Origin of the sequence: Streptomyces smaragdinus (genome assembly GCF_009604385.1) — a bacterium.
Taxonomy (GTDB): domain Bacteria; phylum Actinomycetota; class Actinomycetes; order Streptomycetales; family Streptomycetaceae; genus Streptomyces; species Streptomyces smaragdinus.
In genome coordinates this window covers 1-26,181 of record NZ_WEGJ01000059.1, presented here as the reverse complement: position 1 = coordinate 26,181, position 26,181 = coordinate 1, and the positions used below count along the sequence as shown (strand labels likewise).

Annotated in this window: 28 protein-coding genes, 1 tRNA gene and 1 pseudogene; 17 read left to right on the top strand and 13 right to left on the bottom strand. The window is 68.3% G+C overall.

Annotated elements, in window-relative coordinates:
* Positions 1-59 precede the first annotated feature (59 nt).
* Positions 60-135 (top strand) — tRNA-Arg (locus SRB5_RS33795).
* A gap of 74 nt (positions 136-209) precedes the next feature.
* Here the strand turns inward: SRB5_RS33795 and SRB5_RS33790 are convergent.
* The 3 genes and pseudogenes from SRB5_RS33790 to SRB5_RS36060 all read right to left on the bottom strand — a co-directional run bounded on the left by SRB5_RS33790 (position 210) and on the right by SRB5_RS36060 (position 1,650).
* Positions 210-776, bottom strand: a complete 567-nt coding sequence (locus tag SRB5_RS33790) for a hypothetical protein (RefSeq protein ID WP_153457364.1) — start codon at positions 774-776, stop codon at positions 210-212.
* A 172-nt stretch (positions 777-948) separates the two neighbouring features.
* A pseudogene (locus SRB5_RS33785) lies at positions 949-1,266 on the bottom strand (tyrosine-type recombinase/integrase); the annotation flags it as partial.
* A 234-nt stretch (positions 1,267-1,500) separates the two neighbouring features.
* Entirely contained in the window at positions 1,501-1,650 is a 150-nt protein-coding gene (locus tag SRB5_RS36060; RefSeq protein ID WP_194293112.1) for a hypothetical protein, read from the bottom strand.
* 144 nt (positions 1,651-1,794) lie between these two features.
* Here SRB5_RS36060 and SRB5_RS33780 point away from each other — a divergent pair, with 144 nt between their 5' ends.
* A complete protein-coding gene (locus tag SRB5_RS33780) occupies positions 1,795-3,528 on the top strand; it encodes a hypothetical protein (protein ID WP_153457362.1) in 1,734 nt (577 codons plus the stop codon).
* 122 nt (positions 3,529-3,650) lie between these two features.
* On the opposite strand, the gene SRB5_RS33775 is transcribed toward SRB5_RS33780, so the two are convergent.
* The 3 genes from SRB5_RS33775 to SRB5_RS33765 are packed head-to-tail and all read right to left on the bottom strand — an operon-like array spanning position 3,651 to position 8,172.
* Positions 3,651-4,955, bottom strand: a complete 1,305-nt coding sequence (locus SRB5_RS33775; protein WP_153457360.1) for a cation:proton antiporter — start codon at positions 4,953-4,955, stop codon at positions 3,651-3,653.
* Positions 4,956-5,008: 53 nt separating this feature from the next.
* Positions 5,009-7,465: an ABC transporter permease gene (locus SRB5_RS33770; protein WP_153457359.1), complete on the bottom strand. Its 2,457-nt coding sequence runs from the start codon at positions 7,463-7,465 to the stop codon at positions 5,009-5,011.
* Complete coding sequence (locus SRB5_RS33765; protein ID WP_153457358.1) at positions 7,459-8,172, bottom strand: ABC transporter ATP-binding protein; 714 nt, start codon at positions 8,170-8,172, stop codon at positions 7,459-7,461. Before SRB5_RS33765 ends, SRB5_RS33770 begins: the two co-directional genes overlap by 7 nt.
* A 123-nt stretch (positions 8,173-8,295) precedes the next feature.
* Between SRB5_RS33765 and SRB5_RS33760 the strand changes: the two genes are divergently transcribed.
* The 7 genes from SRB5_RS33760 (at position 8,296) to SRB5_RS33730 (ending at position 13,878) form a co-directional block, all read left to right on the top strand.
* A complete protein-coding gene (locus SRB5_RS33760) occupies positions 8,296-8,904 on the top strand; it encodes a TetR/AcrR family transcriptional regulator (protein ID WP_153457357.1) in 609 nt (202 codons plus the stop codon).
* 1,010 nt (positions 8,905-9,914) lie between these two features.
* The gene (locus SRB5_RS33755) at positions 9,915-10,580 is read left to right on the top strand and encodes a YeeE/YedE family protein (protein WP_153457356.1); all 666 of its coding nucleotides are present in this window, start codon (positions 9,915-9,917) and stop codon (positions 10,578-10,580) included.
* A complete protein-coding gene (locus tag SRB5_RS33750) occupies positions 10,580-10,996 on the top strand; it encodes a YeeE/YedE thiosulfate transporter family protein (RefSeq protein WP_153457355.1) in 417 nt (138 codons plus the stop codon). Before SRB5_RS33755 ends, SRB5_RS33750 begins: the two co-directional genes overlap by 1 nt.
* 181 nt (positions 10,997-11,177) lie before the next feature.
* The gene (locus tag SRB5_RS33745; protein WP_153457354.1) at positions 11,178-11,918 is read left to right on the top strand and encodes an SDR family oxidoreductase; all 741 of its coding nucleotides are present in this window, start codon (positions 11,178-11,180) and stop codon (positions 11,916-11,918) included.
* Between the two features lie 41 nt (positions 11,919-11,959).
* Positions 11,960-12,850, top strand: a complete 891-nt coding sequence (locus tag SRB5_RS33740; protein WP_153457353.1) for an SDR family oxidoreductase — start codon at positions 11,960-11,962, stop codon at positions 12,848-12,850.
* 18 nt (positions 12,851-12,868) lie between these two features.
* The gene (locus tag SRB5_RS33735) at positions 12,869-13,201 is read left to right on the top strand and encodes a nuclear transport factor 2 family protein (protein ID WP_153457352.1); all 333 of its coding nucleotides are present in this window, start codon (positions 12,869-12,871) and stop codon (positions 13,199-13,201) included.
* A 35-nt stretch (positions 13,202-13,236) separates the two neighbouring features.
* Positions 13,237-13,878 carry a TetR/AcrR family transcriptional regulator gene (locus SRB5_RS33730; RefSeq protein ID WP_323378936.1) on the top strand — a complete coding sequence of 214 codons (642 nt, stop codon included), beginning with the start codon at positions 13,237-13,239 and terminating at the stop codon, positions 13,876-13,878.
* Here the strand turns inward: SRB5_RS33730 and SRB5_RS33725 are convergent.
* The gene (locus tag SRB5_RS33725; protein ID WP_153457351.1) at positions 13,850-14,548 is read right to left on the bottom strand and encodes an SDR family oxidoreductase; all 699 of its coding nucleotides are present in this window, start codon (positions 14,546-14,548) and stop codon (positions 13,850-13,852) included. The two genes, SRB5_RS33730 and SRB5_RS33725, sit on opposite strands and share 29 nt — an antisense overlap.
* 82 nt (positions 14,549-14,630) lie before the next feature.
* Here SRB5_RS33725 and SRB5_RS33720 point away from each other — a divergent pair, with 82 nt between their 5' ends.
* The 3 genes from SRB5_RS33720 to SRB5_RS33710 all read left to right on the top strand — a co-directional run bounded on the left by SRB5_RS33720 (position 14,631) and on the right by SRB5_RS33710 (position 16,212).
* Positions 14,631-15,122 (top strand): winged helix-turn-helix transcriptional regulator, encoded by a 492-nt coding sequence (locus SRB5_RS33720; RefSeq protein ID WP_153457350.1) that lies wholly within the window; start codon positions 14,631-14,633, stop codon positions 15,120-15,122.
* Between the two features lie 28 nt (positions 15,123-15,150).
* The gene (locus SRB5_RS33715) at positions 15,151-15,648 is read left to right on the top strand and encodes a PaaI family thioesterase (protein WP_323378935.1); all 498 of its coding nucleotides are present in this window, start codon (positions 15,151-15,153) and stop codon (positions 15,646-15,648) included.
* Positions 15,649-15,918: 270 nt separating this feature from the next.
* Positions 15,919-16,212 (top strand): hypothetical protein, encoded by a 294-nt coding sequence (locus tag SRB5_RS33710; RefSeq protein ID WP_153457346.1) that lies wholly within the window; start codon positions 15,919-15,921, stop codon positions 16,210-16,212.
* A gap of 272 nt (positions 16,213-16,484) precedes the next feature.
* Here SRB5_RS33710 and SRB5_RS33705 read toward each other — a convergent pair whose 3' ends face one another.
* Positions 16,485-17,810 (bottom strand): M14 family zinc carboxypeptidase, encoded by a 1,326-nt coding sequence (locus tag SRB5_RS33705; protein ID WP_323378938.1) that lies wholly within the window; start codon positions 17,808-17,810, stop codon positions 16,485-16,487.
* A gap of 193 nt (positions 17,811-18,003) precedes the next feature.
* On the opposite strand from SRB5_RS33705, the gene SRB5_RS33700 reads away from it, so the two are divergent.
* The 4 genes from SRB5_RS33700 to SRB5_RS33685 all read left to right on the top strand — a co-directional run bounded on the left by SRB5_RS33700 (position 18,004) and on the right by SRB5_RS33685 (position 22,638).
* The gene (locus SRB5_RS33700) at positions 18,004-19,128 is read left to right on the top strand and encodes a ThiF family adenylyltransferase (RefSeq protein ID WP_153457343.1); all 1,125 of its coding nucleotides are present in this window, start codon (positions 18,004-18,006) and stop codon (positions 19,126-19,128) included.
* Positions 19,125-20,366, top strand: coding sequence for a M50 family metallopeptidase (locus tag SRB5_RS33695; protein ID WP_153457342.1), 1,242 nt, complete (start codon positions 19,125-19,127; stop codon positions 20,364-20,366). The genes SRB5_RS33700 and SRB5_RS33695 overlap by 4 nt, the downstream gene beginning before the upstream one ends.
* Positions 20,367-20,542: 176 nt before the next feature.
* A complete protein-coding gene (locus SRB5_RS33690; protein ID WP_456114920.1) occupies positions 20,543-22,051 on the top strand; it encodes an IS1634 family transposase in 1,509 nt (502 codons plus the stop codon).
* Positions 22,052-22,071: 20 nt separating this feature from the next.
* Complete coding sequence (locus SRB5_RS33685; protein ID WP_153457341.1) at positions 22,072-22,638, top strand: hypothetical protein; 567 nt, start codon at positions 22,072-22,074, stop codon at positions 22,636-22,638.
* Positions 22,639-22,734: 96 nt separating this feature from the next.
* On the opposite strand, the gene SRB5_RS33680 is transcribed toward SRB5_RS33685, so the two are convergent.
* Positions 22,735-22,950, bottom strand: coding sequence for a hypothetical protein (locus tag SRB5_RS33680; RefSeq protein WP_153457340.1), 216 nt, complete (start codon positions 22,948-22,950; stop codon positions 22,735-22,737).
* Positions 22,947-23,495: a MarR family winged helix-turn-helix transcriptional regulator gene (locus SRB5_RS33675; RefSeq protein ID WP_153457338.1), complete on the bottom strand. Its 549-nt coding sequence runs from the start codon at positions 23,493-23,495 to the stop codon at positions 22,947-22,949. Before SRB5_RS33675 ends, SRB5_RS33680 begins: the two co-directional genes overlap by 4 nt.
* Before the next feature lie 87 nt (positions 23,496-23,582).
* On the opposite strand from SRB5_RS33675, the gene SRB5_RS33670 reads away from it, so the two are divergent.
* Complete coding sequence (locus SRB5_RS33670; RefSeq protein ID WP_228390650.1) at positions 23,583-24,032, top strand: NUDIX domain-containing protein; 450 nt, start codon at positions 23,583-23,585, stop codon at positions 24,030-24,032.
* Positions 24,033-24,050: 18 nt separating this feature from the next.
* On the opposite strand, the gene SRB5_RS33665 is transcribed toward SRB5_RS33670, so the two are convergent.
* From SRB5_RS33665 to SRB5_RS33655, 3 genes are all read right to left on the bottom strand, one after another.
* A complete protein-coding gene (locus SRB5_RS33665) occupies positions 24,051-24,779 on the bottom strand; it encodes a ferritin-like domain-containing protein (RefSeq protein ID WP_153457333.1) in 729 nt (242 codons plus the stop codon).
* 97 nt (positions 24,780-24,876) lie between these two features.
* A complete protein-coding gene (locus SRB5_RS33660; protein WP_153457332.1) occupies positions 24,877-25,491 on the bottom strand; it encodes a hypothetical protein in 615 nt (204 codons plus the stop codon).
* 206 nt (positions 25,492-25,697) lie between these two features.
* The coding region (locus SRB5_RS33655) for an aldehyde dehydrogenase family protein (protein WP_153457330.1) at positions 25,698-26,181 on the bottom strand (484 nt) is incomplete at its 5' end.

The following is a 26,181-nucleotide window of genomic DNA, read 5'->3' as shown; positions in this document are numbered from 1 at the left end:
GCGTGTCCCCGAATACACCCCCGGCCCCCACGCCCGGCCCCGCTACACTGACGTCCGTCGCCTCCGTAGCTCAGGGGATAGAGCACCGCTCTCCTAAAGCGGGTGTCGCAGGTTCGAATCCTGCCGGGGGCACCAGCCAAAACGGCCCGGACCGATCATGGTCCGGGCCGTTTGACGGCACCATTTGACGGCAGCGACGCGTCCAACCGTCACAGTCGAGGCCGTTCATCGACTTCCGGGTCCACCGCCCTGGACTGCACCCGCGCCCGAGCCTCGGTGTTCAGCTGCCTGACAGCCCGATCCGCCACCCGGACCCGCTTTCCAAATCGGTTGATATCTCTAAATACGGCCCATGCTGGGATCACAGTAATAAACAGGAACGCACTAGCGAGCGCCCAGAAAACAAACTGAGCATCATCGGGTTTCGCCTCAGCCCTCTCGCCCAGCCCTCCGTTCTCGGCCAGCCACCTGAGGGCAATCATCGTGCAGCCACTCATGGTCACGCTCAGGTAGAGCCAAGATATGTAAAGACCGAACTGCGCAGACTGCCCCGTCCACCATCGCTGAGCTGCGCCCCATAATCCTTGGGCATGCGCCAGGCTCTCCTCATCGACCGCTTCGGAGATAGCCACCGCAGCCTCGTTGTATCGCTGCACCCGGACAGCGCTCAAGCTCTGCCACTCCTTGCGGATCTGCTGAACCTCGATCGTCCCGATTGCCCACAACACCGGGGCAACTGCTGCAGCGGTGGCGGCGAAGCCCTCTGACATTCTCATCTAGCCATTGTGAGACGCCAGTTGGTAGTCGCGAGCGGAGTTCGGCGTAGCGTGCGCGCTTCGTGACTAGAGACCGCGGATGAACCGCAATCGCAGTCACCTGGCCATGCATGTTGGCCGTCTCGGCGAGCGCCTGTTGAGGCGCCGGCCGATACGGCTCCTGATTCATCGGTCAAACTGTGGGCCGACGGCGCTTGAGTAACTGGTCCATGTGGCTGATTGCCTCACGCTGGGTGTCGTGTACGACGTGCGTGTACACGTCCATCGTGATGCTGATCTGGCTGTGTCCGAGCATTTCCATGATGACCCGCGGCGCGACCCCTGCCGCCGTGAGCAGCGTGGCGCAGCCATGCCGAGCGTCGTGGAGCCGGATCACCCGGACTCCAGCGCCGGCAGCAACCCGGGTGAAGGACCGGTAGACGTTGCGCGGCTCCACCGGCCGGTCGTTCCGGGTAGCGAAGATGTAGCCCGTCTCGGACCAGGCGACTCCACACGACGCCTCGTAGACCCTGCTCATCCCATCATCACCACCATCAGCAACAACATCGCCTACTGGCTGAATCGGGCCGACATCGAGGAACACCGCCACCGACGCTGAGACCCACCACCGGTGCCATGAAGCCGCAGATATGCTCTGGGGCCGGTGGAGCCGTACGCAAGGTATCGACCCACGGATTGGGAGTTCAGGTGGCCCATGGCTGCAGGCTTCTCCGCTCCGGCAGAGTCATTCGCGGCCCATGAGTTGGGCAAGTAGTGCCACCACTGCAGTGGCTCCCACCACGGCCGCGCCGACTTCGGGGGCATGCAGCGTCAGGGCGACGACGAGGGCTCCGACGAGCAGAAGGACTACGAGGCGCACGCTGACCTGTTCCATGAGAATCTACCTTCCGTATGGCACCGACTGGCTTGCGCGTCCAGCGTGGGTGCTTCCCGGACGGCCCTGACAACTCATGACGATCGCTGACAGCATCGGCCAAGAACAGCCGCTGCGTGACACGCATGACAGAACCTGACGCCCGTGAGAACAGGCGCCAACGCGCCCGATTTGGAGACGATGCAGAAGCACCAGGAGGGGGCAGAGATAGTGGTCGCTCAGCCGTGGAAGAAACCCGACCTAGCTGACCAACCTGACCTGAAGAAGCTGAACGACGAGCTCCACGATCTGAGGCTGGACGCGGGACTCCCGTCAGCACGCGCTATTCGCGACCGTGTCGGGAAGGACGCGCAGGACTACTGGATCGTGAATCACCAAGCAGTGTTGGACACTTTCCAGAGGCCAGATTTGCCTCCGTGGGGCCGCCTTGAGTTGATCGCCCGTGTCCTGGCCGAATTGGCTCGACACAGCGACATAGACGCCCAAGTCGATCGCTTCAAGGCTCTGTGGAAGCAGGTCGTCAGGGAAACGGTCGCCCAAGCATCAGTACACCCTCCGGCAGATGCCACAGCATCCGTCGGAGACAGTGACGTGAACGACGCGACTGCCCCTTCCGAGGGCTTGCCGAAGCAGGACACCGGGACCCCAAGCAGGCAGGCAGCAGAGGAGCCACCAGCCGACAAGGAGACATCGACCAACGCCGCCCAAGACTCTTTGCAGTTCAACTACGCCCATGAGTCATTGAAGGGACTGATCCTCAACGTGGCGCAGGCTCTGTGGCACGACAAGGACGCGTTGAGAGTGTTCCTAGGTGTAGTTCGCCGTAGTGAAGGCTTCGTCAGGATGGCTGACGCCGCGGAGGAACAACGGCCGGCGAACGCGACGTTCTACGGAGTTAAGAGCAGAGAGTTCGAGGTGGACCGCTCCCCGGCGCGGCTGGAGTTGGTCACGCTGCATCGCCGCCTTGACGAACACAGACTGAAGCGCAACTGGTCCTTCACCGATATGGAGGAGCAGACGGGGATCTCGTCGGATGCGTGGATCCGCTGGTACACCCACGATGAGCTGCCCGAGCGGGAGGCACTTGTCGCGTTCTCCCACATGGCGAGCCTGACGCAAGAGGATCACGTCCTGTTGCTCGGTCTGTGGGACGCAGCTCACGACGCGTTGGAGGTGCAGCAACGCACTGCCTCATTGCCGTCCAGCATCAGCTTCGATGAAGCGTGGACCATGCGCGATCCGGCGGCACCGAAGTTGTGGGCACTTGCGGGTGTCGGGGGCGAGAACCTGGCCGCATATGGCCCTGATCTGGCCTCCGGCACGGCTCCCGCGTTCGTTGTGGCCGGGCCTGCAAAGTCAGGTCGCTCCACCGCACTGGTGAACATCGCACGCTCTCTACTCGCATCCGGCACCCAGCTCGCCTTAGTCACGCCCAGGCCCTCGCTTCTACGGGAGTTGGCCGATCGAGACGGCGTAGTTGCTTGCTTCGATCAAGACGACATCGGGCACGACGAACTCGAAGAGGCCCTGTCAGTGGCGTCCGCTGAGGAGCCGCTTGTTGTCGTGATGGACGACGCGGAGGCCTTGGGCGAGTGCGATGCCCGGCGTGTGCTTCGGAACCTGTTGGAGCATGGCTTCGACGAAGGTACGGCTCTGGTCCTTGCCGGCGATGAAGACAAGCTCGGGCCGAGCTACCCCTGGCTGGGCAAAGCGAAGAGAGCCCACCGCGGGCTCCTGCTGTCTCCTCAGGAGCGGCACGCCGGTGATTGGATCGGCATCAAGACGGGAGACTCCGTTGTCGGCCGCCCTCTCGCTCCTGGCCGGGGCTGGCTCCACCTTGGGGACGGCAAACTTATGGCAGTGACCGTCCCACGGTAAGGGCTGCCGCCTGGTGGGGCACCCGCTCGACCTCTAAAGCGGGTGTCGCAGGTTCGAATCCTGCCGGGGGCACGTGATGAAGGGACGGCTCCCTGGGGCTGGCCCTTTCGCTTGGTCGAGTCTCACCGCAGGCGGTGCAGACCACGCCCCGGCCGCCGACCCCCGCCGGCCTCAGGGGCCACCGTGCCTTCGCGTAGTCCGGGCACGCGAGCCGTCTCGTACCAGGCTCCGTAGCGCTCGGCGAAGGTCACCGCCGACAGTCCGTGCAGCAGCACGCTGAGACCGACGGTGACCGCAACGACCTGGCCCACGAGGCGGACCCCGGGGACGTTCTCCTCCACCACCAGCAGGCCGAACACGATGGACGCCAGCCCGCGGGGACCGAGCCAGGCGATGTACGCCACCGTCGGCAGCCGCAGACCGCTTCCGATCAGGGACAAGGCCACCGGCACCATCCTGACCACCGTCAGGCTGAGCACCGCGTAGGTGACGACCCGCCAGTCCAGGTCCTCCAGGGCCGGGCCGAGCAGCACGGCGCCGAAGACGAGGAAGCTCAGCGACGCCAGCAGTCCTCCCAGGTCCTCGGCGAACTCCGTGGTCCGCTCCCGGGTCTCGGCACCCGGTACGGCGGGGCCCAGGCCGGCCGCGAAGGCGAAGCCCGCCACCCAGGCGGCGATGAAGCCGCTCCCGTCCGTGACGACCGCCAGCCCGTAGGCACCCGCGGCGATGGCGACGACGAAGACCTGGCTCCACTCGAGGCCGGCCCAGCCCCTGGCCCTCGACCATCGCAGCAGCCGCCCGCCGAGCCAGCCGGCGGCCAGGCCCAGCGCGGTGCTGAGCACCATGGAGCGCCAGAAGATCCCCTGTACGCCCTCCTCCGAGGTGACCGTGCCGGGGAGGGCGGCGAGGAAGAGGACGAAGAACGGCAGCGTCATACCGTCGTTCAGGCCGCTCTCGACGTTGAGCCCCTCGCGTACGAGGGCCGGCACACGCGGGTTGAACACGGCGCTCTTGCCCAGCGCCGCGTCGGTGGGCGCGAGGACGGCGCCGACCAGCGCGAGTTCCCAGGCGGTCAGCCCGGGCAGCAGGGGCCAGGCCAGCAGCCAGCCCGCGCCGATGCTCAGCGGCATCCCGATGCCGAGCAGACGGCGCGGGAGAAAGCCGCCGACGCGCAGGTCCCGGCGGGTGATCGCCATCGCGTCGGTGAACAGGATCAGGGTCAGCGCGGCCTCGGCCAGCGTCAGGATCGGGGCGGCGTCGTGGCCGAGGTCGAGCAGGTCGAGGGCTGCGGGACCGAGGAGCACCCCGGCGCCGACGAGGACGATTTGCGAGGACACGGGCGTCGAGGAGAGCCGCCGTGAGACGAGCGCGTAGCCGGCGGTAACGGTGGAGAACGTCACTACGGCCCAGCCGCTTCCACCGCTCATGCCACAGTCTGGCCCGCTGTCCGAGGGAACGGCGGCATCGACACGGCGGGCCGTTACTCGCGGATGCCGGCCGGCTCCACCGGTCCGGCACGCAGGGCCGCGCCTACGGGCAGTACGGTTCCGGCGACCGCGAGCAGGGTGGAGACGGCGGCGACGGCGGTGGTCACCGCGTACGGGAGCGTGATGGGTGCCGTGCCGTACAGCTGGTGCAGCGCGCCCCACAGGCCGGTGAGGTTGAGGGCGGTCGCGAGCAGGGCCAGGGTCACGCCGATGGTCGCCACCAGGAGCGATTCGGCTACGAAGAAACGTACGGCCTGTCGGGGGGTGGCTCCGGCCAGGCGGAGTACGGCCAGGTCGCGGCGGCGGTCGGCGGTTGCCATGAGGAGGGTGTTGAGGATCGCGATGAAGCAGAACAGCACGACGATCACGGTGACGGAGCGTTGTCGTACCTCGGTGAGATGGTGGGTGTAGGCGCTCTCGGAGGCGAGCAGTTCGTCCCTGGTGACGAGGCGGGCCCCGGTTCCGGCGACGGCCTCGCGGATCGCCGTGATGCGGTCGGCGCCGGGGGCCGGCGAGATGTAGGCGCGGCGGGCCAGACCGTCGCGGGCGTACGCGGCGGTCGCGGCGAAGCGTTGGGGGAGGTAGGCGACGTCCCCGCCGTGTGGGGCGTCGTAGGTGGCCGCGATGCGCAGGGCAGCCTCTTCGCCGTCGGGCAGCAGGGCCTTGAACGTCGAGCCGACCTTCATACCCCATTGATCCGCTACGACCACGCTGTTGTCGTCCAGGGCGTCCAGCGAGCCGTCGACCACGTCAAGGTCCATCGTCCGCTTCAGCGCGGCGCCGTCCATGAGGACCCCGTCAAGAACCTCCAGCCGGTCCTCGTCGCGGACGTAGACGGTGGTGAGCACGGGGGCCACGACCTGCACGCCGTCGATACGGGACACCTTCGCGGCGACCTGCGGGCTGATGCCCGGTGTGCCGTCGGGGACGAGCGCGTACTCCGATCTCACCTGGCCCCGCAGTCCGCTCTCGCCCGCCGCCCCTATCGCGTCGGTCGCCGTCAGCAGGGAGAACGTCAGCCCGACCGTGAGCAGGACGGGCGCCGCCGTAGCAGCCGTACGCCGCCGCGAGGTCAGCGCGCTCTCCCGTACGAGCATGGCGACCGGTCCTGTGAACGGCCGCATCAGCAGCCGGGTCAGCGGACCGACGGCAAGCGGCGCCAGCACGGCAGCGGTCAGCACCGGCACCAGCAGCGCGAGCGCGTACGCGCTGGGCGAGAGAGCCACCGCGGGGTCACCGACCCCGACCCACACCACCAGCCCCACCGCCCCCACCACCCCCACGCCGCCAAGCACCGCCCGCCCCCGCGTCACCCCGGCGTCATCCACCGCCGCATCCCGCAGCGCCTCCACGGGACGGACCCGACCGGCCCGCCGCGCGGCGACGGACACCCCGCAGAGCGCCACCAGCACCCCGACCAGGACAGCACCCCCAAGTGGCGCGAGCCGCACGGACACCCGGAACCACGGCGGGGCCACCCCCAGCCCGACCAGCATGTCCGCCAGCACCTGCGCCCCGAACAGCCCGACCACCGTCCCCACCCCCGACGCGAAGCCGCCGACCAGCAGCGCCTCACCCCGTACCATCCGCCGCACCTGCCGCGGCGTAGCGCCCACCGCACGCAGGAGCGCGACCTCGCGCCGGCGCTGGACCACCGCGAAGGCGAAGGTGGACGCCACCACGAACACCGCCGTCGTCCCCGCGACCGCGGCCATCACCGGCACCAGGGTGACGGTGTTGTCCAGCGCCTCCCGGTCCCGGTCCTCGCCGGCGTCGGCCCGGTGGCGGTCCCGCCCGGTGAGCACCTCGGCGTCCCCGCCAACCGCCGCGCGCACCTCGTCGAGCGCGCCGAAGGCCACCAGCGCCTCGATCCGCGGGGCGAGGCGGGCCGCCTCGGCGTCGGTGAAGAAGACGGCGTCCTCCCAGCCGACGGGCGGGACCGTACCGCTGACGGTGTACGTACCGACTCCCGCCGCCGTCAGTACGGTCACCCGGTCGCCGGTACGCGCCCGGCCCGACGCGACGACGACCTCCCGGTCGGAGGCGGGCGCGCGGCCGTCCCGCAGCGTGTAGCCGCCGAAGCGGGCCATCGGCCAGGGATGCCCGACCTGGTCCGAGGGGCCGCCCGCGAGCTGGGCGTAGAAGGCCCGGTCCACCACGGTGGGGCCGGTCGCGGCGACCTTGCGCAGCAACTCCCGCGATACGCCCCGGGCCTCCGGCAACGAGCGGACGCCCAGGTCATGGTGGGCGGGATCCCACGCCGGGTCGGTGGGCAGCACCACCGCCGGGGCGCCCGCGAAACGCTCCACCGGGCGGTCCGGCAGGTCGAGCGCGGTCATCAGCAGCAGGCCCATGGCGGCGACCTGGGCGACGCCGAGCACCAGCGCGACGACGGTGCCGAGGAACGACACCCAGCGGCCCCGCAGGGTCTGGAACGCCACCGTCAGCATGTCGCCCCCGTCATCCGTGCGGCGACGGCTTCGGAGGTGGGGGCGGTCAGTTCCCCCGCCAGGCGGCCGTCGGCGAGGAACAGCACCCGGTCGGCGTAGGAAGCCACGTTCGGGTCGTGCGTGACCATCACGATCGTGGTCAGGCCGTCGTCCACCAGTTTCCGCAGTACGTCCAGCAGTTCGCGTCCTGTCGCGAGATCGAGGGCGCCGGTGGGTTCGTCGGCAAAGAGCACGGCCGGGCGGGTCACCAGCGCGCGGGCGACGGCGACGCGCTGCTGCTGGCCGCCGGAGAGCTGACTCGGGCGGCTCCGCGCCTTCGCCTCCAGCCCCACCCGGGCGAGCGCCTCCCGTACCGCCCGTCCGTCGGGCCTGCGCCCGGCCAGTCGTACGGGCAGCGCCACATTCTGTTCGGCGGTCAGCGAGGGCAGCAGGTTGAACGCCTGGAAGACGAAGCCCGTCGACTCCCGGCGGAATTCGGTGAGTCGTGTCTCGTTCAGCCCCGCGACGTCCGTTCCGTCGATGATCACCCGGCCCGAGGAGGGGCGGTCGAGGGCGGCGGCGCACTGCAGCAGCGTCGACTTGCCCGAGCCGGAGGGGCCCATGACGGCGGTGAAGCTTCCCTTCGGGAAGGAGACCCGGATGTCGCGCAGCACGGTCACCGCGCCGTAGGTCTTGGTCAGGGACTCGAGCCGTACCGCGTCGTCCATGGTTTCCTCGTCCCTGGAGTGTGCCGTTTGTGTACGGTGTCCACATTGCGGCGACGCAAGGGCGCCCCGGACACTCCGCAGGCTACACAGCTATGTGGACGCCGTCCACAAAAGGAGTTGGCGATGACCGGCGCGAGGAAGCGCGACACCTACCGGCACGGCGATCTGCGCAACGCCCTGATCCGGGCCGGACTCGAGCTGGTCCGCGACGGCGGCCCGGACGCGGTGGTCCTGCGCGAGGTCACCCGGCGGGTGGGCGTGGTCCCCAACGCCGCGTACCGCCACTTCGCCGACCGCGGTGCCCTGCTGCGCGCCGTCCGCCAGGCGGCGCTGGCGGAGCTGGCCGCCGCGATGGAGGCGGCGCTGCCCCCGGACGCCTCCGCCCGCGCCCGCCTTCGCGCTCTCGCCGCCGGTTATCTGCGCTTCGCCCGGACGGAACCGGGGCTGTTCCGCGCCGCGTTCTCCACCACCGACATGGACGACACGGGGAACGAATCCGCCGGTGGTCCCGGGGGCCTGACCGCCTTTCAGCTGCTGAACTCGGCCCTGGACGACCTCGTCGAGGCCGGCGCCCTGCCTCCGGAGCGCCGGGCGGGTGCCGAGCTCTTCGTCTGGTCCGCCGTGCACGGTCTGGCCGTGCTCCTCGTCGACGGCCCCCTGCGCGGACTGCTTCCCGTACAGGCCGAGGAAGCCGAACAGCGAATCATGGACTCGATCGAACGAGGCGTCTGATCGTCTTCACGGAAGATCCACAATTTTCATCACGATTGACTTATGAATTTCATCACAATCGAATCGCATTTCATCGTCGGCAATTTTGCGAACAGTTAACTCGCCGTCGACACGGGATCAGGATCCGGTGTCCGCTCGGACGCCGAACTGCCGTGCCGTCGACCGTAAATGTCCAGACATGGCGAACATGGACGCGCGGGCAGTGCATAGCGCATTGCGCCGAGCGATGTCAATTTTTCGCCGCCGGCGGTGGCGTCGCGGAAGTTGCCTGGTCATGGGGAACGGTGGTTGCATCACGCCGACTTGAGGAGACGGAGGCAGACCCCGTAGATCGCGCCGCTTCGGGCGCAGCGAGGACATGAGATCAAGAACGGCAATCACACCTTGCGAAAGGGCCGTTCAGAAGGGAGCAACGTGGCTTGCTCGCACTCCGCAGGATGCCCCCTGTTCCCGCTGCTGAGGGCGAACCTGCAAGGCTGGCGCGACTATTACTGCGACAGTGAGCACCAGTGGCTCGACTGCGCGCGCTATCAGATGTCCCTCACCGGCGGGCGCGTGCCGATCAGCCTGCTGCCGAACGGGGCCCACGCGCGGCATCTCGAAAGTACCGGCGCCACCGGCCAGTTCCCCGTCGCCGAACCGAGGCAGGCACCGCAGCCGCAGCCCCAACCTCAGCCCCAGCCCGACCCCTGGGCACAGCAGCAGCAGGGTACGTACGGGGGGCAGCAACAGCAGCACGCGGCGCCCCTGCCGTACGGCCATGGCGGCCCCGCCCCGGCCTGGCAGGGCGCACCGCAGCAGCATCAGCAGCAGAGGCAGGGCCCGCCGCCGCAACAACAGATGTACGGCGCCCCGCCCCCGCAGATGCAGGCCACGCACTACCAGCCGCAGCAGCCCCAGCCGCATCCCGGGCCCCACGGCCGTCAGCAGCCCCGGCCCGCACCGCAGGCAGCGGCCCCCCGTAAGCGCGGCTGGTGGTCCCGGTTCACCGAATGGATGGGAGGCCCCGCATGAGTGACTACTGGCCCTGGTGGGCCGGCGCCATCGGACTCGCCGTGGTCACGGTCGCCTACGCCGTCGCGACGGACCGCTCCCTCGGCGTGTCGTCCGCCTGGGACCGCGTGTCGCACTGGCGCAGGGAACGCGACACGGAGCGGATGGACGACGAGTTCGCCGACACCGACGCGCTCGCCGCGGCCCTCGCCGCCGCCACGGCGGAGGCCTTCGGCCCCGGCCCGCAGGCGCCTCCCGCGTACGACGCCTTCGGCCCGTACCCCGCCGGCCCGCCGCGGCCGCAGCATGCGTACGCGGCCTCCGCCCCCGCCGCTCCCCCGGTCGTCACCAAGCGCCCGGCCCCGCTGGTCACGCAGGCCGTGCTGCTGATATCGATCTTCATCGGCGGGGTCATCGCCGCCGTCAGCTCAGGGCGGTTCGAGATCCGCTACGACATGGGCCCGGGGTTCGAGGAGCTGGTCACCGGCGATCCGCTCACCATGGTCGGCCTCCTCTTCGGCGGCGGCGTGCTGGTCGGCTTCGGCACCCGGCTGGCGGGCGGCTGCAGCTCCGGCCACGGGCTCAACGGCTGCGGCCGGATGCGCCCGGTCAGCCTCGTCGCGACGGCCGTGTTCTTCGGCACCGCCGTCGTCGTCTCGTTCCTGCTGTGGAAGGTGATCTGATGCGTACCCGCGGCACGATCCTGCTGGCCTGCGTCTTCGGCGGGCTGGCCTTCGGCTACGTCCTCGGCAACATCGGCTTCGGCGACTACGCCGAGCTGAACGCCATGTTCACGTTCCAGGACCTGCGGATGTTCCTGTCCTTCGCCGGCGCCGTCGTGATCGTCGCGGCCCTCTTCGCCGTGCTGCGCATCCGCGGCACCAAGGAGAAGATCCACGCGGGCGTGGTCCCCGGCGCGATCCTCTTCGGCGCGGGCTGGGCGATCTCGGGCGGCTGCCCGTCGATCCCGATCGTCCAGGTCGCGACGGGCTATGTGCCCGCGCTGATCACCCTGGTCGGCGTCGTGGTCGGCATGCGGCTGAGCCGCTGGGCGAACTCGCGGTTCTTCCACGTCGACACCGGATCCTGCGGGCTGTAGACGCGGCCTCCGACGGCCCCGGCCTGCCATTGCGGCAGGTCGGGGCCGTTTTTGCTGCGCTGCGCGGGCGCCGGCGCCTCGGCCGTCCGGGGGAATCTCGCCCGAAGATATGGACGCGGCGTTCATTACGTGCTTATATGAACGTGTCGTTCATTTGAGATCCCCGGACGGGAGAACAGCCATGAGTGCAACCACCACCACCCGCGTGGCCCTGATCACCGGCGGCTCCGGCGGCATCGGCCGCGCCGTCGCCGAGCGGCTCGCGCAGGACGGGCTCGCGGTCGCCGTGCAGTACGCGGGGAACAAGGCCCGGGCCGAGGAGACGGTGGCCGCGATCACCGCGGCCGGCGGCCGGGCCCTGGCCGTGGGCGGCGACGTCGCGGACGAGCAGGCGATGAGCGCGGCGTTCGACGCGGTCGAGGCGGCCTTCGGCGGCATCGACGTGGTCGTGAACACCGCGGGCATCATGGTCCTGGGCCCGGTCGCGACGTTCGACCTGGACGCCCTGGACCGGATGCACCGGACCAACATCCGCGGCACGTTCGTCGTCTCGCAGCAGGCCGCGCGCCGTGTCCGCCCCGGCGGCGCGATCGTGAACTTCTCGACCTCCGTCGTGCGCACGCAGCTGCCGTCGTACGCCGCGTACGTGGCCAGCAAGGCGGCCGTCGAGGGCATGACCCTCACCCTGGCCCGCGAGCTGCGCGGCCGGGACATCACGGTCAACGCCGTCGCCCCCGGCCCCACCGCGACGCCGCTGTTCCTGGACGGGAAGGACGAGGCGACGATCGCGACCCTCGCGAAGGCCACCCCGTTCGAGCGGCTGGGCACGCCCGAGGACATCGCCGAGGTCGTCTCGTTCCTGGCCGGACCCGCGCGCTGGACGAACGGCCAGGTCCTGTACGCCAACGGCGGCCTCGCGTAACCCCCTCCCCTTCACTCTCCGACCCCGGAAGGACCACTCCCATGTCGAACATCGTCGTCATCACCGGCGCCTCCAGCGGCTTCGGCGCCCTGACCGCCCGCGCGCTCGCCGACGCCGGCCACACCGTCTACGCCGGGATGCGCCAGACCACCGGCCGTAACGCGCCCCAGGTCCGGGCCGCCGCCGACTACGCCCGCGAGCACGGCGTCGACCTGCGCTCCATCGAGCTCGACGTCAACTCCCAGGACTCCGTCGACGCCGCCGTCGCCCGGATCGAGGCGGAGCACGGCCGCATCGACGTACTGATACACAACGCCGGACACATGGTGACCGGCCCGACGGAGGCGTTCACCCCCGAGCAGCTCGCCGAGCTGTACAACGTGAACGTGCTGTCCACCCAGCGGGTCAACCGCGCCGCGCTGCCGGGCATGCGCCGGCGGGGCCAGGGCCTGGTGGTCTGGGTGTCCAGCAGCAGCGTCAAGGGCGGCACCCCGCCCTACCTCGCCCCCTACTTCGCGGCGAAGGCCGGGATGGACTCCCTCGCCGTCTCGTACGCGGGTGAGCTGGCCCGGTGGGGTGTGGAGACGTCGATCGTGGTGCCCGGCTCGTTCACCAGCGGGACCAACCACTTCGCCCACTCCGGGCGCCCCGAGGACACGGCGGTCGAGGCGGAGTACGAGACCCGGTACGGCGGCCTGATGGATCAGGTGGGGGCCAAGCTCGCCGCGCTCGCCCCGGAGGGCGTGTCGGCGTCGCTGGTGTCCGACGAGATCACCCGTATCGTCGGCCTGCCGGCCGGATCGCGTCCCTTCCGCGTGCACATCGACCCCGCCGACGACGGGTCGGAGGAGGTCTCCGAGGTCGCCGACCGGGTGCGGCGGGACTTCCTGACCCGTATCGAGCTCGACGACCTGCTCACCGTCCGGAACTGATTCACGGAGGAGATCACGATGACCACCACCGACACCCCGGCAGCCGTCCGGGCGTTCATCGAGGCGACGAACAGCGCCGACAGCGAGGCGTTCGCCTCGGCGTTCACCGAGGACGCCGACCTCGACGACTGGGGCCGCAAGTTCCACGGCCGCGACGGTGTGCGCGCCTGGGACCGTACGGACAACATCGGCGTCCAGGCGCACTTCGACCTCGTCGCCATCGAGCCCGGCCCCGACCCCGACACCTATGTCGCGACCCTGACGGTGACCGGCAACGGCCACAACGGCACCGGTCCCATGACCTTCCGCCTGCGGGACGGCCTGATCGCCGGTCTGCGGATCGCCCCGTGACGGATACTGGCAGCCCCCCGACCGAAGGAGGACCCGTGTCGACCCCCGCCCCCGAGGAAGGCACCCGCCGCGGCCGGGGCCGCCGCCCCGCGGACGAGGTCCGCGCGGACGTCCTGCACACGGTCGGCGAGCTGCTGCTGGCCGAGGGCCTCGCGGACCTCACGTTCGAACGCATAGCGCGGGCGTCGGGCGCCAGCAAGACCACGCTGTACAAGTGGTGGCCCTCCAAGGGGACCCTCGCCCTGGACGCGTACGTCCACGCCGTCGAGCCGACGCTCGCCTTCCCCGACACGGGAGACATCCGCGCCGACCTGCTCACCCAGCTCCGCGCCTTCGTCCACGTGATGACGGAGACCCGCGGCGGACACGTGCTGACGGAGCTGATCGGCGAGTCCCAGGCCGACGCCGACCTGGCCGCCGCCTACCGCAAGCTGTACTCCTCGCACCGCCGCCGCCTTGCGGAGGAGCGCCTCCAGCGGGCTCAGGAGGTCGGCCAGATCTCCGCCTCGATCGACGTACGGGTCCTGATCGACCAGCTCTGGGGGGCGGTCTACCACCGGCTGCTCATCCCCGACGAGCCGGTGACCGACGACTTCGTGGTCGCGCTGGTGACCAATCTGCTGGACGGGATCGGGCCGAGGCCGGGGCTCACGCCGGCTGCGGGTACAGAGCGCTGACACCCCCGGCGAGGCCCGCCTGGACGCGGCGGCTGAGGTCGTCGACGACGATCTCGGGGGATCCGGCGGCGATGCCGTCGACGGCCGCGCGGGCGACGTCCGCCGGGGCGGTCTTGGGGCCTTCGACGTGGCGGGCCATGTCGGTGTCCATGTAGCCGACGTGCAGGCCCGACACCGTGATGCCGCGGGGGGCCAACTGCTGGCGGAGGGTGTTGGTCAGGCTCCACTGGGCCGATTTGGCGGCGGCGTAGGCGCCGACGGTGGGGAAGCTGACCCAGGACAGGACGGACAGGACGTTGAGGATCGTGCCCCCGCCGCGGGACTCGATCACCGGAGCGAAGGCGCGGGTCACGCCGAGGGTGCCCAGATAGTGGGTCTCGAGCTCCAGGCGCAGGTCGTCCCAGTCGCCCGTGAGCAGGTCGGCGCCGGTGGAGCTGCCGGCGTTGTTGATCAGCAGGGTGACGTCGCGGGCCTCGGCGGCGGCCGCGGCGACGGACGCCGGGTCGGTGACGTCGAGGCGTATCGGCCGCACGCCGGGCAGGTCGATCCGGTCGGGGCGGCGGGCGGCCGCGTAGACCGTGGCGCCGCGGGCGGTCAGCTCCTGGGCGAGGGCCCGGCCGAGGCCGCGGTTGGCGCCGGTGACGAGGGCGGTTGCTGTGGTGAGGTCCATTTTCCCGACTCCTGACTTTCGATTACCTTAGCCAGCTACGACGGTATAGGCTGACTTACGATGACGCAAGTCAGGAGGAGAGATGAAGGACCTGCTGGAGGACCGGGACGCCTGGTCCATGGCGAACTGCTCCGTGGCCAGGACCCTGGAGATCGTCGGCAACCGGACGGCGCTGCTGATCATGCGCGAGGCGTTCTTCGGCACCCGCCGCTTCGACGACTTCGCCCGCCGCGTGGGCGTCGGCGAACCGGCCGCCGCGGCCCGCCTGAAGGAGCTGACGGCCGCGGGCCTGCTGGAGCGCGTCCCGTACCGGGAGCCGGGCCAGCGCACGCGGTACGCGTATCAGCTGACGGAGAAGGGCCGCGACTTCCTCCCGGTGATCATGGCGCTGCGCCAGTGGGGCGACGCGTGGGCCGCCGGCGAACAGGGCCCGCCCGTGGTCGTACGCCACCGGGACTGCGACGCCCCCGTCCACGTCGAGCTGCGCTGCACCGCCGGCCACGACGTACCGGCCGGCCGCTCGTACGTCGACGCGGGCCCGGGCCTCATCCGCCGCGCCCCCGCCGCCGACTGACCTCCCGCCCCCACCCGAGGAGCCACCCGTGCCCACCAGATCCCGCGAGTTCACCTGGTCGGACCCGTCCCTGACCGCGAACGCCGTCCCCCACCACACCGGCCTCGACTTCCTCCGCGAAATGCTGGCCGGCCACCTCCCGCCCCCACCGATCACGGCCACCCTGGGCTTCACCCTGGAGGAGGCCGAATACGGCAGGGCGGTCTTCGCCCTGATCCCGGGCGAGGAGCACTACAACCCGATCGGCAGCGTCCACGGCGGCGTCTACGCCACCCTCCTGGACTCGGCGGCAGGCTGCGCGGTCCAGTCGGTACTGCCCCAGGGCATGGGCTACACGTCCCTGGACCTGACCCTGAAGTTCCTGCGCCCGGTCACGGTGAACACGGGCAAGGTCCGCGCGACGGGCACGGTCCTGAACAGCGGCCGCCGCACGGCCCTGGCCCAGGCGGAGCTACGGGACTCGGAGGACCGGCTGCTGGCGCATGCGACGAGCAGCTGCATGCTGTTTCCGGTGGCGGGTGGGTGACGCCAGGCGGTCACTCGCCCCCTGAGGGTCCGTCGAGCAGTCAGCGGGCAGGGGGCGCCACGTACGCGTCAGCTGTCAGGTCCCGGTCGGCGAGGAAAACGCCGAGGAAGCAATGTCGGGGCCGTCCTGGTCGCTGCCGCGAACTCCCGGCGGGACACGCCGGCGCTGTTGGCCGTATCGTTCATCGGACCGTGCATCGCTGCGGCGAAGACGGGAGGATCTCGGCCGGACGACACTGCCTGGCGCCGGCTCGGCGTGGGTGCGTATGCCGTGATGCTCGTGGTGTCCGGTCTGGTGGCCGCCAGTACGTATGCCTATGGGTTGAGTGCCGGGGCAGCGATCGATGCGGGTGACTTCTGCATGCTTCGTGGGGTGCCGGAAGGTCGGCTGATCACCCACGAGCTGCTGCCGATCAGCGCGCGATGTGTCGCTCTGGAGGGCCGGAGCTTGGAGTTGGTCCCGTGGTGGGTCAATCCGGTTGCCATCGGCAGTGCCGCCATCTGCCTGGGATCCATTGGCAAGGCGCTGCCCCAGAGCAGCCCCACCCGATCGATCGGTGCTTGACTGCGCCTCTCGAACTCGGCCTCACATGGCCGTAAGCAGATACTCGGCCGTACTCGAGAGGACATGCGAAACTCAACGACGAGGTTTCGTATCTCCTCGCCGGCCACGTACATGGTGGCGGTCTCAAAGCGCGCCATTCCTCTGACGGAGGCTGATCATGGATACCCCATGGCAAGTGGACGTAGCCGCCTGAACGGTGCTGCGCCAAAGGCACCTGGGGGCACCCGCGGGCGGCGCGCGCGCCAACCGAGCCTCAGTGGATCTGGCAGGCCTCAACGAACATAGCCAGTCGCACGGTCCAATTCCGAGTGTTGAGCCTCAGCGCATGACGCTGAGCTCGCATCAAAGGCACGGACAAGCGCGACAACCAGATCGGCTTGAAAGGCCACTTGGCTGGTCAGCGGAATCCAGCTGGGTTCGAGGGTCGCCATCAATTCGTGGCACCAAGACGCGAGCAGGTCCTCGACAACGTACCGCAGCGCCGAGGCGCTGGAGCCGGACCGACCGAGAGCGCGGCACAACAGAGCGGCGGCACGCAGCGGCAGCCGATGAGCAACGACGCTCAGAGAGACTGCACCGCCTGCCGACATCGCATACCGTGCGGCATCCGCATCATCCGCGTGCCGTGTCCACTGAGCCGCCGTCGCACGGCAGATGTCCATCGTCGACCATGCCGCTTGGGCCACTGGATCCGTGGAGAGAGCAGCCAGATGAGGGCGAGCCCTGGAAAAGTGAGCGGCCAGGGCGTCAATGCGGTTGTTCATCTGCGTTGCCAGCGAGCGCAGGGTGATTGCAGGTCGGGGACAAGGCCTCCGGTTCTGGGTGCTGGGCAGAGCCCACATCGGGGCCTCGACCACACAGCTGGCGGTCTTGTACCGCCTCGCGGCGTGCAACCAGGTGGTGTGGCGTGTCCAGTCGCCCAGCGGGTTCCCCGCGCGAGAGTCGGTAGGCATGAGAAATGTCGCCTGATCCACTTCGAGCAGACCGACGGTGTCAGCAGGCGCCACCTCCAAAGGGACCTGACTCCGGACCGCACTGGCGACCACAGCATCACCGGCTCGGGAAAGCTCGTGAGTCAGCTGAATCCAGCCGCCACCCATGTCCTTGGTGTGGAGGGAGAACTGGACGGCGGGGCGCAGCTCGTCCAGCACTTTCAGCAAGGCTGCGGTCTCCGGTTGCGGACCGGCGTCCTCGTGCGGCAGCCACTCGGGCTGAAATTCCGGGAGGGGCCGGTAGTAGCCCCGGAAGTACGCGTACAGATCCCATGGCTGACTGAACCAACTCTCGTTAAGTCGGGTTCCGTCGGGGTCGAGGCACAGCAGAAAGTGCCAGACCCGATCACGGCGCAGGTCCGGTTCCCGCGCCACTTGCTCGGCCAGATTGAGGATCGTGTTGCCGCCTGTGGGTTCGCAGGCATGTGGGCCGGCTACAACAAGGACATCACGACCGCTCGGCACGCTGCGGCCGACGGTTAGCAGCCACAACGAATCGCCTGCCCGGGAGGCACCCACGCTACGCAGGCGACACTGGCCGGGCAGGCGATGCGCAAGTGCGCGCGCCGCAGACGTGACGGCGTCAACGCCGAGGTAGGTGTTGATGACGGTCGTCAGTCGCCGTTCGGGTTACTGGTGCTGGTCGTTTCCTTCTTCTCCAACGGACGGATCTTGATCTGCTTCATAACCCTTCCTCCACTCACGTTGTGTAGTGACTCTGTTGCCGAGCGCTTGCCATTCGACAGGTGGAACACCCAGACTGTCAACCGTCACTGACCAACCAACACGCGGGAGCTCCATGGGTGTTGAGAGCCTGTCCCGTCCACGAATCAAGCCGGAGCACCGCCCCTACCAGACCGTTGACGGTCATGTACGCATCGGCAGTGTCGTCTACGGTATCGGCGCCGAGATCACAGACCCGGATGGCTGGATCTGGACATTGGTGCAGGCCACCGATGGTTCACGTGACATACACGCGATCGCGAAGAACGTGGCCTCTCGACACTGCGGGATCACACATGAAGATACCCTCGGCGTACTGGAGCAGCTTTACGATGCCGGACACGTGGAGGACGCGACCGAACCCTGCCTCGGAGCGTTCTCGAGCACCGAGCAAAATCGATACAGCCGCGGTGTCCCGCTGCTGCGCTGGATGGACCGGTCACCACGAGCCAGTGCATGGCAGGCCCAACTCTCGTTGAAGCAATCAAGGGTGCTCCTTCTCGGTGTGGGTGGAACGGGAGGCTATGCCGCTCTTGCGCTGGCAGCTTCTGGCGTTGGTTCCCTGCACTGCATTGACTACGACACGGTTGCACTGTCGAATCTAAATCGCCAACCGCTTTACGGTGAGTCCGATATCGACGGACGCAAACTTGGCACTGCGCTGAGACGCCTGCGAGAGATCAACTCCGATATCGATATCACCGGAGATGAACTCCGAATCGAGGGAGCCAGCGATATAAGCTCACTACTATCTTCAGCTCTCCCCTATGATGTCCTCGTACTCTGCGCCGACCAGCCACAACACATCAGGCGTTGGACCAATGAGGCATGTCTCGCCACGGGCACACCATGGGTGGAAGGGGGATACAGAGGCCCAATCGCCAGCGCCGCGCTTTTTCGCCCCGGAGAAGGTCCCTGCTTTGTCTGCCTACATGACGCGGAGGACGAACGCCGAGAACTCCGACTACCACCTGGCGAAGACGAAGAGATCGCTTCGCCACGCCTCCCCTGGAATCCGGTCAACGCGGTAACTGCTGGTCTGTCCGGTGCCCTGGTGGCACACGCCGCGCTGGCGCTGCTCACGGGAATCCCACCGATGGCGTCAGGCCTTCGATTCGGGATCAACCTTATGGTGCCTCATGACACCGCGTTCGAGCAGGTAGCCCGCCGCCCCGGTTGTCCGGCCTGCGGGATGCCATGACCGAGGTGGATTCCGGCGCCGAGCAGATAACCTCATCGAGCCGTATCAAGCTACACGAGTTGGCCAGCCGCCGGGACGGCAATGAGTGGATCATTGGTCGCATCGCAACGGGTCGCTGCGTGGCGGTACCAGATGAAGGCATTCGCGCTATCCGACTCTTGGATGAGGGTCTAAGCATTGCGCAGGTGGCCACGCACCTTGGTAGTGACGGGGAAGCCGAAGATGACGAGGATGGCATCGATGTGGTGCAGTTCGCTCGCGACCTCGCGGGCCTCGGGTTCATTGCGGCTGTAGACGGCAACCAGATCCCCCAGTCCGCGGCGCCGAAGTCGTCATTCTCTATGTTGCACCCGCATCAAGTTCGCTTCGCACTGAGCCCCATCATCCCCATATTCGTCTTGTGCCTCCTCCTATCCGCCACAGTCTCTGCAGTGCGCAGACCCGACCTTCGCCCGAACTATCGAGATCTACTATGGAGCCAGCAGGGGAGCGCCGTAATGGGGCTCACGATTGCCGCTAGCTGGATCCTATTAGTACTCCACGAACTCGCCCATCTGATCGTGGCACGAGCCGTTGGAGTGCCGGCTCGGATCAATTTCGGCACCCGATTGCAGTTCTTGGTAATGCAGACGGATATCAGCGGAATTGAACTTGCCTCACGACGACATCGAATGACAGCCTATCTCGCCGGAATTGCCGTCAACCTCACTGTCGCCTCACTGGCTATGTTGACACTGGCATTAGTTTCCCCAAACGGAACTTCCGCCCGCATCATTGCCGCACTTGTGCTAATTTCACTCCTCCCGCTGACGTTCCAGTGCATGATCTTCATGCGAACCGACTTGTACTTCGTTCTGCAGGATTTCATGCGATGCCGCAACCTCTATGACGATGGACGCAAATACGCTGCATACTTGCTGCAGCGAACCCTGCACACTGGCACGGAAACCAACCCGCCGCTACACGACCCCAGTCGAATCCTGGAGCCGATCGAACGGCGTGCCGTCAGGCTGTACAGCATCGGCCTCGTTGCTGGAACAGTGATGTGCCTCGGATTGATGGCGATAATTACTCTGCCGGCCGAGTACACCCTGCTTCGAAGTGCCATCTCTCGCCTGGGCCCCAACTACACGCGCTGGGAACACCTTGACGCCGCATTCGTATTGGCTTCGATATGCGGCACCAATGCGCTGTGGGCAGTGACTCGTTGGAAAAGCCGCGCTAAGCGCAACTCGTAAGGACAGACGCACTCGCGCATATTACTTCGACCAGCTTCCATCAAATGCCGGATGCCCTTGAAACCTGACTTGGGCCACGTTTCGAGCCTGATCGGTGACTCGGTCCGCTGACCTGCAGGTTCGTGGCCCTGGTGGGTGGAATCTGCGCACTAAAGCTGGTGCTCTACGGTTGTTCGGTGGCCTACATCCGCACCGTGAAGACCGCGTCGGGGGCGCGTGCGGTGCAGATCGTGCACTCCTCCCGCAGGGGCTCGCGGAACATCGAGCACATCGGCTCCGCCCACGACGAGGTCGAACTTGAGCTGCTCAGGGCCGTGGCTCGGCAGCGGCTCGCGGTCGGACAGGGCGAACTCGACCTCGGTCTGGACGTTCCCGCGGAGGCGGGCGGTCCGTTACCGATCACCGCCTCGCGCATGGGGCACCTGTGGGACGCGCTGTGCTGTGCGTACGAGGCTCTCGGGTTCGATGTCGCGACCGCCTCGGACGGGGTGTTCCGGCAGTTGGTGCTGGCCCGGATCATCGAGCCGACGTCCAAGCTCGATGCCCTGCGGGTGCTGTCCGAGGCCGGCCTCAGCCCGCCGTCCTACCGCACCCTCAAGCGGCGCCTGCCCGGATACGCGGCGAAGGACTTCCGCGATGCCCTGGCCGCCGCGTGCGCGGCGCAGGTCGGCCTGGGGCCGGCGACGCTAGTGCTCTACGACGTCACCACGTTGTACTTCGAGACCGATGCCGGCGACGGCTTCCGCGAGTCGGGCTACTCCAAAGAGCGCCGGCTGGAGCCGCAGATAACCGTCGGGCTGCTCACCGACGCGGCCGGGTTCCCGCTGATGATCCACGCGTTCGAGGGCAACAAGGCCGAGACCACCACGATGCTGCCGACGCTGACCGCGTTCATGGCCGCGCACCACCTGCCGGACGTGGTCATCGTCGCCGACGCCGGGATGGTCTCGGAGGCGAACATGCGGGCCATCGAGGCCGTCGGGCTGTCCTTCATCCTCGGCATGAAGCTCCCCGAGGTGCCCTACGTGGTGGAGAAGTGGCGCACCCAGCACCCGGACGAACAGATCCCCGACGGGCATGTCTTCACCCAGCCCTGGCCGGCCACCCCCGCCGACCGGCGACGCGACCAGGTCCGCTACTACCGGTACTCAGCCGACCGGGCCCGGCGCACCCTGCGCGGCATCGACGAGCAGATCCGCAAGGCCGAGCAGGCGGTAGCGGGCAAGACCGCCGTCAAGCGCAACCGGTTCGTCAACCTCACCAACACCAGCAAGTCCGTCAACCGGACCCTGGAGGCCAAGGCCCGCGCGCTGGCCGGGATCAAGGGCTACGTCACGAACATCGCCGATCCCACACCGGACCTCGTGATCGCCGCCTACCACCGGCTCTTCAACATCGAAAAGAGCATCCGGATGGCGAAGTCGGACCTGGCCGCCCGCCCGATCTACCACCACACCCGCGACAGCATCGACGCCCATCTGACCATCGTGTTCGCCGCCCTCGCGGTCGCCCGCTGGCTCGAGGACACCACCGGCTGGTCGATCAAGAAGCTCGTCACCACCCTCCGCCGCTACCGCACCATCGAGATCCAAGCCGGCGATCACGTCGTCACGGCCGCCGACCCGCTGCCCGCCGAAGTCCACCATGCCCTCGAAGCGATCAAGACCCGAGCAGGTGCGCACTAATCTGGCCCAACTCAGGTCGAATGACAGCCTATCTCGCCGGAATTGCCGTCAACCTCACTGTCGCCTCACTGGCTATGTTGACACTGGCATTAGTTTCCCCAAACGGAACTTCCGCCCGCATCATTGCCGCACTTGTGCTAATTTCACTCCTCCCGCTGACGTTCCAGTGCATGATCTTCATGCGAACCGACTTGTACTTCGTTCTGCAGGATTTCATGCGATGCCGCAACCTCTATGACGATGGACGCAAATACGCTGCATACTTGCTGCAGCGAACCCTGCACACTGGCACGGAAACCAACCCGCCGCTACACGACCCCAGTCGAATCCTGGAGCCGATCGAACGGCGTGCCGTCAGGCTGTACAGCATCGGCCTCGTTGCTGGAACAGTTATGTGCCTCGGATTGATGGCGATAATTACTCTGCCGGCCGAGTACACCCTGCTTCGAAGTGCCATCTCTCGCCTGGGCCCCAACTACACGCGCTGGGAACACCTTGACGCCGCATTCGTATTGGCTTCGATATGCGGCACCAATGCGCTGTGGGCAGTGACTCGTTGGAAAAGCCGCGCTAAGCGCAACTCGTAAGGACAGACGCACTCGCGCATATTACTTCGACCAGCTTCCATCAAATGCCGGATGCCCTTGAAACAAAATCAGACGACATTTCCCAGAAGGGTGCAGTCATCGATCCCCCAGTTGTCGGCGGACACCCCCCAGGATCAGCCCGCGTCCCCCCAGCAGGCCGTCGATGCCGTCGAGGTGGCCCTCGCGGCTGGTCGACATGATGAACGGGCTGCGGAAGGTGAAGTCCTCCGCCGTCAGGGAAGCCGCGGTGACGACGTCGCCCTTGAAGCGGGCCTCGTGGTACGTCAGGACCGTGTCGCGGGCCGATGTCATTGTGGGGCTCCGGGGGTGGAGAGGTAGGCCTCGAGGCGGTGTTGGTTGGCGACCAGGCGGAGGCAGAGGTGGCGGAGGTGGGTCAGGTCCTCGGACGTGAAGCCCTGGAAGATCGCCGACATGGCTCGTTGCGTTGGTTCGCGGAAGGAGGTCAGCCAGGCGCGGCCTTCCGGGGTGATGCGGACGCGGACCGATCTGCGGTCGTGTTTGTCCTGGGTGCGTTCGGCCAGGGAGGCCGACTCCAGGGTGTCGACCAGGCCCGTGACGTTGCGGGACGTGACGCCTGCCGTGCGGGCCAGGTCGCCGATCGTGAGGCCTTCGGGAGGGGCCGCGTTCAGGCGGGTCAGGATGTCCAGGGCTCCTGAGCTGAGGCCGCGGCCCGTGGCGCCGTGGGAGCGTAGGCGGTCGATCGACTGGGACGCCTGGCGGACGGCCGCGGCTGCTTCCAGGGGGAGGGTTTCGGCGTCCGCGGTGAAGGACTGGAGGGAGGCGCGGACGTTGGGGTCGTAGAGGAAACCGTCCTGAGATTTATGTACGTGCTTCATAATGTAGGAACTCTAGACTTATGGAGGCCGGCGTTGCCAGTCGATGACAAGACGCGCCCCAACTCCCTGCCGCCCGCCCTCGATTCCATGACGCTGCTCGTCGCCGCCGTCATCGTGCACGACCGGGACACGGACCGCGTCCTGCTCCTCCAGCGCGGCCCGAACGCCAAGTTCGCCCGGGGCCTGTGGCACCTCCCGGTGGGGAAAAGCGAGCCCGGGGAGCCGGTCACGCGGACCGCCGTACGGGAGCTGTACGAGGAGACCGGCCTGACCGTCCGGCCCGAAGACCTCGATGTCGTCCACATCGTCCACGTGGCATGGGGCGTCGAGGCACCCAACGGGTTCCTCACCGTCGTCTTCGCCGCCCAGGAATGGACCGGACACCCCGAGAACCGCGAGCCCCACAAGCACGCACAGCTCCGCTGGGTGGACGCCACCGCCCTGCCCACGGAGTTCGTACGCAGCGACCTCAGCGCCCTGCGCGCCTACCTGAGCGGCGACCCGCGCACGGGCCTGAGCGCCTTCGACTGGGACTGACGGCCCCGGAACCGGCTCTCAGACGTACGTCCACGCATCCGGCCCCGCCCGCAGCACCGCCCCCACCACCTCCCCCGACGACGCCATCACGTCCCGCACGAACCGCACCCGCCCCAGCCCCAAGCGCCGCAGCGCACCCCCGTGATCAGCCGCCACGACCACAGTGGCCCCGAGCAACAACACCCGCCACAGGAACATCACCGGCCGCCGGGACCACCGCGGCAGCTCCCCCACCGACGCGTGCAACCGCTCGCAGTGGAACGGCACATGCCGCTCCTCGTCGGCCAGAATCCGCCCCGCCACGTCCGACGTGAGCGCGTCGTCCGTACCGTCCCGCAGCACGCGGTAGTACCGCAGGGCAACCACCTCCGCGATCATCAGCACCAGCAGCTCCAGGCGCAGCCCCATCAGCCGCCGCAGCCGTACGAAGACGGTGTCGCTCCAGTGGCCCTTCAGCGTCGGCATGTCCCCCGCGGCCAGCAGCCGCGCGAGGAGGCGGGCGTGGTTCTGCTCCTCCGCGACGAAGAGACGCACCGCGGCTGCGTAGTCGGGGTCACCGGCCTGATTCGCCTTGCCGACGAGATTGGCGCCATCGCCGTCCTCGCCGACCTGGAACCGCTGGACGCTGGCCCAGATCGCCGGATGCAGCGCGGCGCCACGCTCCCAGTCAGGGTCACCCTCGGCCTGCCTGCGCTCGCGCTCGTCCTCGAACCGCTTCGTCCACCCGGCGAATCCGCCCGTATCCATGCGGTCTCCCTCCCCGGCGCACGGTGTCGTGCCCTCGGGTGGGAGACGCGGGCGGGGCGTGAATCGTTCCACCGCACGCCCCGCCCGCCCCTGCCGGTCAGGACTGGCCGAGTGCGGCCTCAGGCGTGCCGAAGACGCTGGTGACCTGGGCCGATGCCCCGACCACGGCGGGGTCACCGGTGATCGGGACGGTCGTGGCGGGCCCCGCGGCGGTCAGCGCGATCTCCACGCGGTCGGCCGTCTCGTCGTCCGGGGAGTCGTTGCCCGACAGCCAGACGGCGGCGTACCCGCTCTCGCCCTCCAACAGGCTCAGGTCCTCGCTCTCGGGACCCAGGTGATCGGCGGCTCCGTCCAGGCCGGGGAGCGTGACCACCAGATCGTTCGACGGGAGGAGGCAGGGGAGGGCGCCCGTGTTCGTCATGGTCAGCAGATACTGGTCGGGGATGTCCGCCCCCCGCTCGACGCGGTAACTCAGGGCGTTCGGCACGCACCGGACCACGTCATCGACGTCCGTCCCCTGGTCGGCGGCCCCGGAAGACCCCGAGGAGGCCGGCGCGGCGCTGCCCCCCGAACCGTCCGATCCGGGCGTCGGAGACGAAGGCGCGGCCGTGTCGTCGCACGCGGCGAGCGCCATGGCGCCGAACACGGCAGCGGCCACGACGGCGGCCGAGCGGCGGGACGCGGAGGAGATACGGACGGACTGCATCGGCATGATGACTGACCTTCGCTGTGATCAACGGCTGGCTTACGGCATCACCCTCGGCCGCGCCCCGTCCCGCCCGCCACAGTCTCCCGCCGACCCGGGACGGTGGAAGATCTCACCCCTTCCCATCAGGCGAAACCCCCGTCCCTGGAACGCCCCCGGGGAACGCGGAAGTCCCCGGTACGCGACCACGCGCACCGGGGACCCACCCAGCATCACCGCTGGATCTGCATCACCACGGCCTTGGGCTCCGTGAAGAACTCCCGGCTGAAGTCCCCGCCCTCGCGGCCCACGCCCGAGTCGCCGACGCCGCCGAAGGGCGTGCGCAGGTCACGGATGAAGAAGCAGTTCACCCACACCATCCCCGCCCGCAGCCGGGACGAGACCCGGTGGGCGCGGGACAGGTTCTCCGAGAAGACCATCGCGTTGAGGCCGTAGCGGGTGTCGTTGGCCAGGGCGACGGCCTCGTCCTCCGTGTCGAAACGGTTGACGACGCACACCGGGCCGAAGATCTCCTCCCGGTACGCCGCCGCGTCCAGCGGCAGATCGGTGACGATCGTCGGCCGTACGAGCCAGCGGCCCGACTCGTCGACACCACCGGTGACGATCTTCCCGCCGTCCCCGGGAATCCCGGAGACGTACGCCGACACCTTCTCGAAGTGCCGCCGGCTCGCCAGCGACGACAGCCGCACCGAAGGA